We start from the raw sequence: 13,398 nt of genomic DNA on the forward strand, positions 1-13,398 counted from the left end.
AACCTTATAAATTCGTGAGAGAACCCGTCGAGGCGTAGCTCTGGTAGGTTTTCATTTGCTTGGCTATCTGCGAAATCTTGCTCGCGTACTCAGGGTCGGTTGCGTAACCGGCCTTCTGCAACTCGCGTACAAACTGCTCCGGTTTATCGGCCGCATTGAGCACATCTTTATAACGATTGTTGCTCTGCAACAGCGTCACCAGATCATGGAAGCTGTCCTGGTAGGAATCGTAGGAACGGAAGTCTGCCGTCTCCTTGACCATCTGCCCGCCCTTGAACTCGCTGGTGATGGCCCGCGCCTGGGCGCCCTGCCAGCTGCCGGTGGCCTTGATGCCGAACAGGTTGTGGCTGCTGCTGCCATCTTGCTGGCGCATCACCGATTTGCCCCAGCCGGTTTCCAGTGCGGCTTGCGCCACCAGGTACAGCGGGTCGACGCCGATGCGGTCGGCGGCCTGTTGCGCCATCGGCAGCATGGTGGCGACAAACGCATCCGGCGACTCGAAGGCCTGTTTGGCCGGGGCCAATGGCGGCTGCGCCACGGCACGACCGTAAATCTGCATGCGCCCTTGCGCGCCGCTGGCGCTGAGCATCGGCTGGCGGCTGCCCTTGAGCACCGCATCCAGCCCCGGCGATGTGCGCCCAGGTACGGTGGCGGTATTGAGCGCGGTGCGCGCCGGGTCCGCCGATGGCACGATGCCAGCCAGCAAACGGTCAGTGAGCTTGCTCGGCAACGCCAGGCGGCGCTGATTGAGCATGGCCATATCATTTTTATGACCGTCGGCTGCGGCTGCCGGCGTAGTGGTAACCCGCGAAGCCCACAATGGACGCTGACCGCTGGAGCGCACAAAAGGGCTGTCGACGGTGGTGGCCGCCGGCGCTTTGACTTCGGCGGTCAGCGCCGTGGTAGCCGCAGCCTCCCCCGGCACCGCAGCCTTGTTTTTCGACATCTGGCGCATCAGCACATCGGCCAGGCCAATGCCACCACCCTGGCGGGACAGGGTCACCGACAGCTGCTGGTCGTACATTTCCTGATACTGCTTGGCCGCCGGGGTGTTGAGCGGGTTGTCCTTGCCCAGCACTTCATTGGCCGAGCGCATCGACTTGAGCATTTCGTTAAGGAACAGCGACTCGAATTCCTGCGCCACCTTGCGCATATTGCCGTCGCTTTCGCGGTCGCCGACTTTCAGCTTATTCAGCCGATTCAGGTCGGTAAACGCCCCCGAATCGCTGTTCGCCACTACTCCGCTCTTGGACATGTCCATGCTGTCAGCCTCAGATCACGATCAGGTCGGCTTGCAGGGCGCCGGCCTGTTTCAGTGCTTCGAGAATCGCCATCAAGTCCCCTGGCGCTGCGCCGACCTGGTTTACCGCCCGCACGATCTCGTCGAGGGTGGTGCCCGGGCCGAACTTGAACATTGGCTTGGCTTCCTGCTGGGCATTAAGCCGCGAACGCGGCACCACGGCGGTCTCGCCGTTGGACAGCGGGCCGGGCTGGCTGACAATCGGGTCTTCGGTGATGGTCACGGTCAGGCTGCCGTGGGTCACTGCGGCGGGCGAAACCTTGACGTTCTGGCCAATCACGATGGTGCCGGTACGCGAGTTGATGATGACCTTGGCCACCGCCTGCCCCGGATCGACTTCGAGGTTTTCCAGGATCGACAGGTAATCAACACGCTGGCTCGGGTCCAGTGGTGCCGTCACTCGCACCGAGCCGCCATCGATGGCCTGGGCCACGCCAGGGCCGAGCAGGTCGTTGATCTTGTCGACGATGCGCTTGGCGGTGGTGAAGTCCGAACGGTTGAGGTTCAGGGTCAGGCTGTTGCCCTGGTTGAAACCGCTGGGCACGGCCCGCTCCACCGATGCGCCGCCCGGAATGCGCCCGGCCGACGGCACGTTGACGGTGATTTTCGAGCCGTCGCGGCCTTCGGCATCAAAACCGCCGACCACCAGGTTGCCTTGGGCTACCGCATACACATTGCCATCGATGCCTTTAAGCGGTGTGAGCAGCAGCGTACCGCCGCGCAGGCTTTTGGAGTTGCCGATGGAGGAAACCGTGATATCGATCACCTGCCCCGGCTTGGCGAATGCTGGCAAATCGGCGCTGATGGACACCGCCGCAACGTTTTTCAGCTGCACATTGCCCGACCCTGGCGGCACCTTGATGCCGAACTGGGACAGCATGTTGTTGAAGGTTTGCAGGGTAAACGGGGTTTGCGTGGTCTGGTCGCCCGTACCGTTCAAGCCCACCACCAGGCCATAACCAATCAATTGGTTGGAGCGCACGCCGGAAATGCTGGCGATGTCTTTCAACCGCTCGGCGTGGGCGCCCAGGGCGGTCGTCAACAGCAACACGGCGGCCAGCAGATGCTTGAGGTTAGGCATGGTGAAGTTCATCACTAAAAGGGAAACAGCGGGCTAAGGAAGAAACGGTCAAACCAGCCCGGCTGGCTCGCATCGGCAAACGAGCCAGTGCCCGAGTAGGTGATGCGCGCATCGGCCACGCGGGTCGAAGACACGGTGTTATCGGTGGCAATGTCATCGGCACGCACCAGGCCGGCAATGCGCACCAGTTCATCGCCGGTGTTGAGGGTCATCCACTTTTCGCCGCGCACGGCGATGATGCCGTTGGGCAACACGTCGGCCACGGTCACGGTGATCGAACCGGTCAGGCTGTTGCCCTGCCCGGCCTTGCTGTCGCCCTTGGTGGCACGGCTGCCGCTGTAACCGGCATTGAGGCTCAGGTCTCCCCCGCCCAGCGGGTTGTTGGTGGTCAGGCCGCTGCCGAACAACGAGGTCAGGCCGATGCTGGTATTGCTGTTTTTACCGATGGCCGAGTTGGCGTTTTTGCTCGCCTGGGTCTTCTCGTTCAAGGTGATGGTGATGATGTCGCCGATGCGGTACGCCTTGCGATCGCTGTACAGGTTCTGCTCGAAACCGGCCTGGTAGATCGAGCCGTTGTTGGCCGCAGCCGGCAGCGGCGTACGCGGCAGCACAGGCGCGTAGTACGGATCATTGGCCCGCGGTGGCGGGCTGACGCAACCGGCCACAAGGGTAATGGCGCCCAGTGCCAGAACAGAAAACAAGCGCTTCATGAGCTCTCCCGCTATTTCACGTAGTTACAGGTTTTGCGTAACGAACGACAACATCTGGTCAGCGGTGGAGATGACTTTGGAGTTCATCTCGTAGGCACGCTGGGTGGTAATCATGTTGACCATTTCTTCCACGGTGCTGACGTTCGAGGTCTCGAGCATGCTTTGCATGGTCAAACCGAAACCGTTCAGGCCCGGGGTGCCGATCTGCGGCGCGCCGCTGGAAGCGGTTTCCAGAAACAGGTTGCCACCCTGGGACTGCAAGCCCGCCGGGTTGATAAAGTCGGCGGTCTGCACGTTGCCGATCACTTGCGCCGCCGGGTTGCCGGAAATGGTCACCGACACGGTGCCGTCCTGACCGACAGTGAAGGTCTGGGCATCGGCCGGTACCACAATCGCCGGCTCCAGGGCAAAGCCGCTGGCGGTGACGATCTGGCCGTTGGAGTCCAGGTGAAAAGTACCGTCACGTGTGTAGGCCGTTGTGCCGTCGGGCTGCATGATCTGGAAAAATCCACGGCCATTGATCGCCATGTCCAGCGGCTGCTCGGTGGTTTGCAGGCTACCGGCGGAGAAGTTCTTTTGCGTGCCGACGATGCGCACCCCGGTACCCACTTGCAGCCCCGAAGGCAGCTCGCTGTCCTGGGTGGACTGGGCACCCGGCTGGCGCTTGATCTGGTAGAGCAAGTCCTGGAACTCGGCGCGATCACGCTTGAAGCCGGTGGTCGAAACGTTGGCCAGGTTGTTGGAAATGGTGGTCAGGTTGGTGTCTTGTGCAGCCAAACCCGTTTTTGCAACCCACAGTGCCGGAAGCATGGTGCTCTCCTCGCGCGCCGGTTTTTCGGCGCTCGTTCAAGTAATTAGCTGATGGACAGGACGCGAGTCATGGCCTGATCGTCTTCTTTGGCGGTGTTCATCATTTTGATGTGCAATTCGAACTGCTTGGACAGGGCCAGCACCGAAGTCATCTCATCCACGGCATTGACGTTGCTCGCCTCCAGAAAGCCCGAGGTCACCCGCACATTGGCATCGGCCGGGGCCGGCTGCCCGTCGTTGGTGTGGATCAGGCCGTCGAGGCCTTTGCTCATGGTTTTCAGGTCTGGCTGGACCAGCTTGATCCGGTCCACTTGCGCCATCACCCGGGGGCCTTCGCCCTGGGCGCGGATGCTGATGGTGCCGTCTTCGCCGACTTCGATCTGCTGCTGGGGCGGCACCGCGATCGGCCCGCCATTGCCCATGATCGGCATGCCGTTACCCGCCCGCAGGATGCCCAGGGCATCCACGTTCATGCTGGCGGTGCGCACATAGGCCTCACTACCGTCGGGAGCCTGTACCGCCAGCCAGCCGTCACCAGACACGGCCACATCGAGGTCGCGCCCGGTCTCGACCAGCGCACCGGGGCTGAAGTCGGTGGCCGGGCGCTCGGTCAGGGCAAAGGCACGCGCCGGAAAGCTGTCACCAAACACCGGCATCGAGCGGGCCTGTTCCAGGTCACGCTGAAAACCGTTGGTCGAGATGTTCGCCAGATTGTTGGCATGCGCCTTCTGCGCCAGTGCGTTCTGACTGGCGCCGGTCATTGCCACATAAAGGTACTTGTCCACAGTCTTTCCTCTGTCTGACGGACGCTTGCCGCCCACCGCTGTACTGCAGAGGTCATTGCAATTTGCGCACCAACTTTATTTTGACGCGCTGCGGCGCGGGTTTGCGCAGGAGTGGGGGGAGATTCGGGGCGGGGGAACGGCGGGGTTCTGCCGGTTGCGGCAAGGGGTGGCCTGCCGAGTCACGTCAATCTTGTGGGAACGGGCTTGCTCGCGATTCTGGCGGCGCGATATGTCTGGCACACCGCAGCGATATCATCGCGAGCAAGCCCGCTCCCACAGACCAGCACTTACAGGCTTAAGCGTCCTTGCCCGGCTTGATAATGTCGTGCTCGCGCAGTTTATTGGCGATGGTGGTGTGGGAAACCCCCAATCGCTTGCCCAACAATCGGCTGCTGGGGTGCTCGGAATACAGTTGCTCCAGCACCGCCTTTTCGAACCGCCCGACAATCTGCTCCAGGCCGCCTTCCAGCGAGAACTCGCCCAACGGCTGGCGCACGCCGTAGTCCGGCAGGCGAATATGCTCGGCTTTGACCACCCCGCCATCGCACAGCGACACCGCCTGGAACAGCACGTTTTCCAGCTGGCGCACGTTGCCCGGCCAGTGGTAGTGGCGCAAGCGCTCCATCGCTGCCGGCGCCAGGCGCGGTAGCGAACAACCAATCTGGCGGCTGGCCTGATCGAGAAAATGCTCGACCAGCGGCTCCAGGCCATCCAGGCAATCGCGCAGCGGCGGGATATGCAGCGACAGCACGTTGAGGCGGTGATAGAGGTCCTGACGGAATTCGCCACGGGCACACAGCTCCGACAAATCGACCTGGGTGGCACACATCACCCGCACATCGAGATAGACCTCTTCATCACTGCCGACACGGCGAAAGCAGCCGTCCTGCAAGAAGCGCAGCAACTTGACCTGCAAGCGCGGGCTCATTTCACCCACGCCATCAAGAAACAGCGTACCCCCGGCCGTCAGCTCCAGCAGGCCCAGCTTGCCTTCGGCCCGCGCCCCTTCAAACGCACCAGGGCCGTAGCCGAACAACTCGGTTTCAGCCATCGATTCGGGCAGGCCTGCGCAGTTCAGCGCCATCAATGGCGACTGGCCACGAGGGCTGGCCAGATGGCAGGCTCGGGCTAGCAGTTCCTTGCCGGTACCGGTTTCGCCTTCTATTAATAGCGGCGCATCCAGCGGCGCCATGCGCCGGGCTTCGCGCACCACGGCAGCCATAACCTTCGAGCTTTGGAAAATACTGTCGAAACCGCGCAGTTCCTGCTTGCGCACATTGTAGATTTGCTCGCCCACGCGGTCGGCACGGTGCAGGGTCAGCACGGCCCCGGCCATTGCCTCGCTTTCATCGTGCTCCAGTTGCAGCGGTGCGATATCGGCCAGGTACACCAGGCCCTTGATCTTGACCCGCAGGCCATTGATGCGCGACTTATTGGCCCGCACCAGCTCGGGCAGGTCAAAATCTTCGGCATAACGGGACAGGGAAATGCCCGGCACCTCATCGACCCGCACCCCGAGCAATTGCGCCGCAGCCCGGTTGGCCGCAACGATGCATCCACCCATGTCGATGGACAGCACCGGAAACTCCAGCGCCCCGAGCAAGGCGTTGAGCTCCATATGCCTGCGTTCGCTGGGCATCAAACCTACACGCTTGACGCCAAACACCCCGGATATGGTTTCAAACTTCGGACGCAAGGCCTGGAACTGCAGGTTGATCAGATTGGGGCAGTACAGGTAAATCGCATTGCCCTGATCGCCGCCGACCTCCCCGCGCTTGACGTTGATGCCGTAGGCCACCAGCAGGTTGAGAATGTCGCGAAGAATGCCAATCCGGTTTTGGCAGTGGACTTTGATACGCATGGCAATTGCTCGGAAATGGCAGAAATTGAAGATCAAATGTGGGAGCGGGCTTGCTCGCGATGCAGGCGCTGCGATTTGCCTGCTACACCGCAGCGATACCATCGCGAGCAAGCCCGCTCCCACAAAGGAATTGTTTTTGCCCACAAAGGCATTTCATCGTCACGATTTTGTGACAGTTGTGCTGTCGACCCCTCAATAAGGACAGCTCGCCCTTCACGTCGTAACGAATACTTTACGAATAAGCGCCATCATCCCAGCATTACTGGCTTAAGGCTAGCTGCACACGGCAATCACTTGGGGTATCACTAAGGCATCGCAACAACACCGAATAATAAAAACGATTTCCTTGCGGAGAGCCCCATGAAGCAAACGAAATACGTCGCCCGTGAGCCTGATGCCAATGGCTTTATCGACTACACACCTGCCGAGCACGGGGTGTGGAACACGCTGATTACCCGCCAGCTGAAACTGCTGGAAGGCCGGGCCTGCCCCGAGTACATGGAGGGCATCGAAAAGCTGGGCCTGCCCCACGACCGCATCCCGCAACTCGACGAGATCAATCAGGTACTGGGTGCTACCACTGGCTGGCAAGTTGCCCGGGTGCCCGCACTGATCCCCTTCCAGACCTTTTTCGAATTGCTGGCCAACAAGCAGTTTCCGGTGGCGACCTTTATTCGCACACCCGAAGAGCTGGATTACCTGCAAGAGCCGGATATTTTTCACGAGATTTTCGGCCACTGCCCGCTGCTGACCAACCCGTGGTTTGCCGAATTCACCCACACCTACGGCAAGCTCGGCCTGCAGGCGAGCAAAGAACAACGGGTATATCTGGCGCGCCTGTACTGGATGACCATCGAGTTCGGCCTGGTCGACACCCCTGAAGGCAAGCGCATTTACGGTGGCGGGATTCTGTCGTCGCCCAAAGAAACGGTTTACAGCCTGTCTTCAGAACCGGAACATCAGGTTTTCGACCCGCTGGAAGCCATGCGCACGCCATATCGCATCGATATTTTGCAGCCGCTGTATTTTGTCCTGCCGGACTTGAAGCGGCTGTTCGACCTGGCCCACGAAGACATCATGGGCATGGTCGAAAAAGGCATGACCCTGGGCCTGCATGCGCCCAAGTTCGCGCCAAAACCGAAAGCGGCCTAAGCCTTTTTTACCTACACACATCAATAAAAAACGAATTCAGGAATACACCATGAACGCACTGAACCAAGCCCACTGCGAAGCCTGCCGCGCCGATGCTCCACAGGTCAGCGACGAAGAGTTGCCGATCCTGATCAAACAGATCCCGGACTGGAACATCGAAGTTCGCGACGGCATCATGCAGCTGGAAAAGGTCTTTCTGTTCAAGAACTTCAAATTCGCCCTGGCCTTTACCAATGCCGTGGGTGAAATCGCCGAAGCCGAAGGCCATCACCCGGGCCTGCTGACCGAATGGGGTTCGGTCACCGTGACCTGGTGGAGCCACTCGATCAAGGGCCTGCACCGCAACGACTTCATCATGGCCGCACGCACCGATGAAGTGGCCAAAACTGCCGAAGGTCGCAAGTAATGCACTTCGCCGATATTGGTCGGGTGCCGGGCGACCCGATCCTCGGTTTGATGGACGCCTATCAACAGGACACCAATCCGGACAAGTTCGACCTGGGTGTGGGCGTGTATAAAGACGCCAACGGCCTGACGCCGATCCTGCAATCGGTAAAGTTGGCCGAGCAGCGCCTGGTCGACCAGCAACAGACCAAAACCTATATCGGCGGTCATGGTGACAGCCGTTTCGGGCAACTGATCAGCGAACTGGTGCTGGGCGAAGACTCGCCCCTGCTGGCGGCCAAACGCGCCGGCGCCACCCAGACCCCGGGCGGCACTGGCGCGCTGCGCCTGAGCGCCGATTTTATCGCGCAATGCCTGCCGGGCCGCGGTATCTGGCTGAGCGACCCGACCTGGCCGATCCACGAAACCATCTTTGCTGCGGCCGGGCTGAAGATCAGTCACTACCCCTATGTGGGCAGCGACAACAAGCTCAATGTCGCGGCCATGCTCGAAGCGCTGGAGCACGCGCCAAAAGGCGATGTCGTACTGCTGCACGCCTGCTGTCACAACCCGACCGGCTTCGACCTGTCCCAAGCGGACTGGTTGCAGGTGCTGGATGTGGTACGCCGCCGCGAACTGCTGCCGCTGATCGACTTTGCCTACCAGGGTTTTGGCGACGGACTGCAGGAAGATGCCTGGTCGACCCGCCTGTTCACCCGTGAACTGCCGGAAGTGCTGATCACCAGTTCGTGCTCGAAGAACTTCGGCCTGTACCGCGAACGGGTCGGTGCATTGATTGTGTGCGCCCATGACGCCGAAAAGCTGACCGATATCCGCAGCCAGTTGGCCTATATTGCGCGCAACCTGTGGTCCAACCCGCCGGATCACGGCGCAGCGGTGGTGGCGACCATCCTCGGCGATGCCCAGCTGAAAAAACTGTGGACCGACGAAGTGGAAGCCATGCGCAGCCGTATCGCGCAATTGCGCAGCGGCCTGGTTGAAGCGTTGACGCCATTCGGTCTGGCGGAACACTTTGCCCATATCAATGAGCAACGCGGGATGTTTTCGTACACCGGCCTGACCCAAGAGCAAGTCCAGTTGTTGCGCGAAAAACACAGCGTATACATGGTCGGCTCGGGGCGCGCCAATATGGCCGGGGTCGACGGCACGCGCCTGAGCCTGCTGGCCAAGGCCATAGCGCAGGTGTGTACGCACTAAACGCCGCTCCCGTAGCAGCTGCCGAAGGAACGAGGCTGCGTCCGATGACGCAGTCGTCGTAAAACCAGAGAGTCGGGTTTTGCTGACACTCCCGGGTATCTGATTTTGCGACGGGTTCGCCGCCGGACGCAGCCTCGTTCCTCGGCAGCTGCTACGGGGCCAGCGACAGCTGCTAAATGAAAAGTTCGATACAAATCCCCCCAGACGCAATAAAAAGACAAATTGTCACACTCCCTCCTGTATCCTTAGCAAGCTACTTAAAACACACCTTACGAGGAGCGCGACGATGCACGAGATCCCAAACCTCCCCTTCCCAAGCCTGCACGAAACCGAGCAGCCAACCCCGCAACACACCAGTGGCGAAAACCCCGCACTGGACGAGGCCTCTGAAAGCCTCCAGGCCGACAGCGAAGACTGACGGCTCACCATCAGACGGTGCGAAAAGCACCCTGTTTTTCACACCGTCTGACACAATTGCTCCACCCCCTATTCCGGACTCAAGCGTGACTGACACCTTCAGCGACACCCAGGCCAGCGTCCTGATCGGCACCGCCGAGAAAATGATCGACCTCTGGGAGCGCCTCAGCCCCGAGAAGCAAGCTGCCCTGCTCAAGCGTTTCGGCACCCAGGAAAATGCCCTGGCTGCGTTGATCGCGACACAATTGGTTGCACCGTTGTAATCTGCCCCAACCGTACCCCGCAGGACCCCTACCCCATGCCTGAAACACAGCGCCCCCTGGCAATCACGCTGCAAGTGGTTTCCATTGTCCTGTTCACCTTTATCGGCTACCTGAACATCGGTATTCCGCTGGCCGTACTGCCGGGTTACGTACATAACCATCTCGGTTACGGCACGGTGATCGCCGGGCTGGTGATCAGCGTGCAATATTTGGCCACGCTATTGAGCCGCCCATACGCCAGCCGCTTTATCGATACCCGGGGCAGCAAGCGCGCCGTGATGATCGGCCTGGCCGGCTGCGGCCTCAGCGGCGTGTTTATGCTGGTGTCCAGCTGGCTGACGAGCATGCCGGCCTGGAGCCTGGCCAGCCTGCTGATCGGCAGGCTGGTGCTGGGCAGCGCGGAAAGCCTGGTGGGCTCCGGCTCCATCGGCTGGGGCATAGGCCGGGTCGGCGCACAGAACACGGCCAAGGTAATTTCCTGGAATGGCATCGCCAGCTACGGCGCCATTGCCATTGGCGCGCCGCTGGGCGTGGTCATGGTCGGCCACTTGGGCATGTGGAGCCTGGGGGCAAGCATTATGGCCCTGGGAGCACTGGGCGTACTGCTGGCCTGGCCAAAACTGGCGGCACCCATCGTCAGCGGCGTGCGCTTGCCGTTCCTGCATGTGCTGGGGCGAGTGCTGCCCCACGGCACCGGACTGGCCCTGGGCTCGATCGGCTTTGGCACCATCGCCACCTTTATCACCCTGTACTACGCAACCAACCACTGGGAAAACGCGGCGCTGTGCCTGAGCCTGTTTGGCGCCAGCTTTATCAGCGCGCGCTTGCTGTTCGGCAACCTGATCAACCGCATCGGCGGTTTTCGCGTGGCGATTGCCTGCTTGAGCGTCGAAACCCTGGGCCTGCTGTTGTTGTGGCTGGCGCCCAACCCGGAGTTGGCCCTGGCAGGAGCAGCCTTGAGCGGCTTTGGCTTTTCGCTGGTGTTCCCGGCGCTGGGGGTTGAGGCTGTCAACCTGGTACCGGCTTCCAGCCGTGGTGCTGCGGTGGGTGCGTATTCGCTGTTTATCGACCTGTCGCTGGGTATCACCGGGCCGCTGGTGGGGGCCGTGGCGGCCGGTTTCGGCTTTGCGTCGATCTTTTTGTTTGCGGCGCTGGCGGCGCTTACCGGACTGTTGCTGAGTGTTTATCTGTATCGCCAGGCGCAGAACGCAAGAGCGTACTAGCCCGCAATCAGGGTGATATACCTGTGGGAGCGGGCTTGCCCGCGATGCAGACGGAGTGGTGTGTCAGGTAAAGCATGGCGATGCCATCGCGGGCAAGCCCGCCCCCACAGGACTGCTGCTGCCCCCTAGAAATCCACCTTGCCCCGCCCGGCCTTGATGTTGCCGCGCTTGGTCTTGGATTCCAGCCGACGCTTTTTCGAGCCCAGGGTCGGCTTGGTCGGGCGGCGTTTTTTCTCCACCTTGGTCGCACTGACGATCAACTCAGCCAGACGCTCCAGCGCATCCGCCCGATTTTGCTCCTGGGTGCGATATTGCTGGGCCTTGATGATCAACACGCCATCACTGGTGATGCGGCTGTCACGCAGCGCCAGCAGCCGCTCCTTGTAAAAATCCGGCAACGACGAGTTGGGGATATCAAAGCGCAGGTGCATGGCGCTTGAGACTTTATTGACGTTCTGCCCGCCCGCACCCTGGGCGCGGATGGCCGTCAGTTCGATCTCGGCATCGGGGATATGCACGTTGTTGGAAATCACCAGCATCAAAAAGGGTCCGTGTTCAGGGCCTTAAGGATACCCCACAAACAACAAACCCGGCGCAATGGCCGGGTTTGCAGGGTTACCTCAGGGCTTACTTGGCAGTGCTGTAGGCCGCTGCCTGCGCCTGTACGGCGCGCTTGTTCTTGATCACGAAGCACAGCCACATAAAGGCCACCCACACCGGAATCGCGTACACCGACACGCGAATCCCCGGGATCAACAGCATGATCACCAGAATGAACGCCACAAATGCCAGGCAGATGTAGTTGCCGTACGGATACCACAGGGCCTTGAACAGCGGGACCTGGGCGGTCTTGTCCATGTGCTGGCGGAACTTGAAGTGCGAGTAGCTGATCATCGCCCAGTTAATCACCAGGGTCGCCACTACCAATGACATCAGCAGCTCGAGCGCATCATGGGGCATCAGGTAGTTGAGCAGTACTGCAATGACCGTCACCGCCGCCGAGGCCAGGATCGAGTTGACCGGCACACCGCGCTTGTCGATTTTGGCCAGCACTTTCGGCGCATCACCCTGCTGCGCCATGCCCAGCAACATGCGGCTGTTGCAGTAGGTGCCGCTGTTGTACACCGACAACGCTGCAGTCAGGACCACAAAGTTGAGGATATGCGCAGCCGTGTTGCTGCCCAGCATCGAGAACACTTGCACAAACGGGCTGCTGCTATAGCTGTCGCCACCGGCATTGAGGGTTTCCAGCAACGAGTCCCACGGGGTCAACGACAACAGGACCACCAGGGCACCGATGTAGAAAATCAGGATGCGGTAGATCACCTGGTTGATCGCTTTCGGGATCACAGTGCGTGGCTTGTCGGCTTCTGCGGCGGTGAAACCGAGCATTTCCAGACCGCCGAAGGAGAACATGATAAAGGCCATCGCCATGATCAGGCCGGTTGTCCCGTTCGGGAAGAAACCACCGTGTTCCCACAGGTTGCTCACCGATGCCTGAGGGCCACCGCTGCCGCTGACCAGCAGGTAGCTGCCCAGGGCGATCATGCCGACAATCGCCACGACCTTGATGATCGCAAACCAGAATTCAGCCTCGCCGAACACTTTGACGTTGGTCAGGTTGATCACGTTGATCAATACGAAGAAGGCGGCTGCCGAGGCCCAGGTCGGGATCTCCGGCCACCAGTAGTGCACGTACTTGCCGACCGCAGTCAGCTCCGACATACCCACCAGGATGTACAGCACCCAGCAGTTCCAGCCCGACATAAAGCCGGCGAAACCGCCCCAGTATTTATGGGCAAAGTGGCTAAAGGAGCCGGCGACCGGTTCTTCGACGATCATTTCACCGAGCTGGCGCATGATCATGAACGCGATAAAGCCGCAGATCGCATAGCCCAGGATCATCGACGGGCCGGCCGACTTGAGTACCCCGGCCGAACCGAGGAACAGGCCAGTACCAATCGCGCCACCGAGGGCTATCAGCTGGATATGACGATTTTTCAGGCCGCGTTTAAGCTCGCCCGAATGCGAGGTATTTCCACTCATTGCAAAGGTCCCACACAAGGTTTGATGTGATTCAGTGCGTTGTAACTTGAGCACCAGAGGCAGTGATCGAAGGGTCTACAACACAAATCAAACCCCAGCGCAGGCGCCAGGAATCCAAGGTTGTTTCACGAGTCATGCGTCACCTGTT

At 60.5% G+C, this 13,398-nt stretch carries 14 protein-coding genes; 6 read left to right on the forward strand and 8 right to left on the reverse strand.

The annotated features are described in order from the left end of the window. Positions 1–4: 4 nt before the first annotated feature. The 6 genes from flgJ to BFC21_RS09380 form a co-directional block, all read right to left on the reverse strand. Positions 5–1,261: a flagellar assembly peptidoglycan hydrolase FlgJ gene (gene flgJ / locus BFC21_RS09355; protein ID WP_088377738.1), complete on the reverse strand. Its 1,257-nt coding sequence runs from the start codon at positions 1,259–1,261 to the stop codon at positions 5–7. 10 nt (positions 1,262–1,271) lie between these two features. After that, positions 1,272–2,381: a flagellar basal body P-ring protein FlgI gene (locus BFC21_RS09360; protein ID WP_088377739.1), complete on the reverse strand. Its 1,110-nt coding sequence runs from the start codon at positions 2,379–2,381 to the stop codon at positions 1,272–1,274. 14 nt (positions 2,382–2,395) lie between these two features. Further along, the gene (gene flgH, locus BFC21_RS09365) at positions 2,396–3,091 is read right to left on the reverse strand and encodes a flagellar basal body L-ring protein FlgH (RefSeq protein WP_016781590.1); all 696 of its coding nucleotides are present in this window, start codon (positions 3,089–3,091) and stop codon (positions 2,396–2,398) included. 24 nt (positions 3,092–3,115) lie between these two features. Continuing rightward, complete coding sequence (flgG, locus tag BFC21_RS09370; RefSeq protein ID WP_016781591.1) at positions 3,116–3,901, reverse strand: flagellar basal-body rod protein FlgG; 786 nt, start codon at positions 3,899–3,901, stop codon at positions 3,116–3,118. Positions 3,902–3,945: 44 nt separating this feature from the next. Further along, entirely contained in the window at positions 3,946–4,686 is a 741-nt protein-coding gene (locus BFC21_RS09375) for a flagellar basal body rod protein FlgF (protein WP_016781592.1), read from the reverse strand. 295 nt (positions 4,687–4,981) lie between these two features. Further along, complete coding sequence (locus BFC21_RS09380; RefSeq protein WP_016781593.1) at positions 4,982–6,547, reverse strand: sigma-54-dependent phenylalanine hydroxylase transcriptional regulator PhhR; 1,566 nt, start codon at positions 6,545–6,547, stop codon at positions 4,982–4,984. Positions 6,548–6,907: 360 nt separating this feature from the next. Here BFC21_RS09380 and phhA point away from each other — a divergent pair, with 360 nt between their 5' ends. The 6 genes from phhA to BFC21_RS09400 all read left to right on the forward strand — a co-directional run bounded on the left by phhA (position 6,908) and on the right by BFC21_RS09400 (position 11,204). Further along, positions 6,908–7,699, forward strand: a complete 792-nt coding sequence (phhA, locus tag BFC21_RS09385; RefSeq protein ID WP_088377740.1) for a phenylalanine 4-monooxygenase — start codon at positions 6,908–6,910, stop codon at positions 7,697–7,699. A gap of 49 nt (positions 7,700–7,748) precedes the next feature. Then, the gene (locus BFC21_RS09390; protein ID WP_016781595.1) at positions 7,749–8,105 is read left to right on the forward strand and encodes a 4a-hydroxytetrahydrobiopterin dehydratase; all 357 of its coding nucleotides are present in this window, start codon (positions 7,749–7,751) and stop codon (positions 8,103–8,105) included. Further along, on the forward strand, positions 8,105–9,301 hold the full coding sequence (locus tag BFC21_RS09395) for an amino acid aminotransferase (RefSeq protein ID WP_088377741.1): 1,197 nt from the start codon (positions 8,105–8,107) through the stop codon (positions 9,299–9,301). The genes BFC21_RS09390 and BFC21_RS09395 overlap by 1 nt, the downstream gene beginning before the upstream one ends. Before the next feature lie 286 nt (positions 9,302–9,587). Then, positions 9,588–9,719 carry a hypothetical protein gene (locus BFC21_RS27555; RefSeq protein ID WP_016781597.1) on the forward strand — a complete coding sequence of 44 codons (132 nt, stop codon included), beginning with the start codon at positions 9,588–9,590 and terminating at the stop codon, positions 9,717–9,719. 85 nt (positions 9,720–9,804) lie between these two features. Continuing rightward, positions 9,805–9,981 carry a hypothetical protein gene (locus tag BFC21_RS27175; RefSeq protein ID WP_095003424.1) on the forward strand — a complete coding sequence of 59 codons (177 nt, stop codon included), beginning with the start codon at positions 9,805–9,807 and terminating at the stop codon, positions 9,979–9,981. A 35-nt stretch (positions 9,982–10,016) separates the two neighbouring features. Next, complete coding sequence (locus tag BFC21_RS09400) at positions 10,017–11,204, forward strand: MFS transporter (protein WP_016781599.1); 1,188 nt, start codon at positions 10,017–10,019, stop codon at positions 11,202–11,204. 125 nt (positions 11,205–11,329) lie between these two features. Here the strand turns inward: BFC21_RS09400 and arfB are convergent, their stop codons facing one another. Beyond that, positions 11,330–11,743 (reverse strand): alternative ribosome rescue aminoacyl-tRNA hydrolase ArfB, encoded by a 414-nt coding sequence (gene arfB / locus BFC21_RS09405; RefSeq protein WP_088377742.1) that lies wholly within the window; start codon positions 11,741–11,743, stop codon positions 11,330–11,332. 88 nt (positions 11,744–11,831) lie between these two features. Further along, positions 11,832–13,250, reverse strand: coding sequence for an amino acid permease (locus BFC21_RS09410; RefSeq protein ID WP_088377743.1), 1,419 nt, complete (start codon positions 13,248–13,250; stop codon positions 11,832–11,834). Between the last annotated feature and the right edge of the window lie 148 nt (positions 13,251–13,398).

Origin of the sequence: Pseudomonas sp. TMW 2.1634 (assembly GCF_001703595.1) — a bacterium.
Lineage (GTDB): Bacteria > Pseudomonadota > Gammaproteobacteria > Pseudomonadales > Pseudomonadaceae > Aquipseudomonas > Aquipseudomonas fragi.

Excerpts from the sequence above, each read along its gene's own strand:
- flgJ (WP_088377738.1), bottom strand. The coding sequence starts at position 1,261 with ATGGACATGTCCAAGAGCGGAGTAGTGGCGAACAGCGATTCGGGGGCG.
- BFC21_RS09360 (WP_088377739.1), bottom strand. The coding sequence starts at position 2,381 with ATGCCTAACCTCAAGCATCTGCTGGCCGCCGTGTTGCTGTTGACGACC.
- flgH (WP_016781590.1), bottom strand. The coding sequence starts at position 3,091 with ATGAAGCGCTTGTTTTCTGTTCTGGCACTGGGCGCCATTACCCTTGTG.
- flgG (WP_016781591.1), bottom strand. The coding sequence starts at position 3,901 with ATGCTTCCGGCACTGTGGGTTGCAAAAACGGGTTTGGCTGCACAAGAC.
- BFC21_RS09380 (WP_016781593.1), bottom strand. The coding sequence starts at position 6,547 with ATGCGTATCAAAGTCCACTGCCAAAACCGGATTGGCATTCTTCGCGAC.
- phhA (WP_088377740.1), top strand. The coding sequence starts at position 6,908 with ATGAAGCAAACGAAATACGTCGCCCGTGAGCCTGATGCCAATGGCTTT.
- BFC21_RS09390 (WP_016781595.1), top strand. The coding sequence starts at position 7,749 with ATGAACGCACTGAACCAAGCCCACTGCGAAGCCTGCCGCGCCGATGCT.
- BFC21_RS09395 (WP_088377741.1), top strand. The coding sequence starts at position 8,105 with ATGCACTTCGCCGATATTGGTCGGGTGCCGGGCGACCCGATCCTCGGT.
- BFC21_RS27555 (WP_016781597.1), top strand. The coding sequence starts at position 9,588 with ATGCACGAGATCCCAAACCTCCCCTTCCCAAGCCTGCACGAAACCGAG.
- BFC21_RS09400 (WP_016781599.1), top strand. The coding sequence starts at position 10,017 with ATGCCTGAAACACAGCGCCCCCTGGCAATCACGCTGCAAGTGGTTTCC.
- arfB (WP_088377742.1), bottom strand. The coding sequence starts at position 11,743 with ATGCTGGTGATTTCCAACAACGTGCATATCCCCGATGCCGAGATCGAA.
- BFC21_RS09410 (WP_088377743.1), bottom strand. The coding sequence starts at position 13,250 with ATGAGTGGAAATACCTCGCATTCGGGCGAGCTTAAACGCGGCCTGAAA.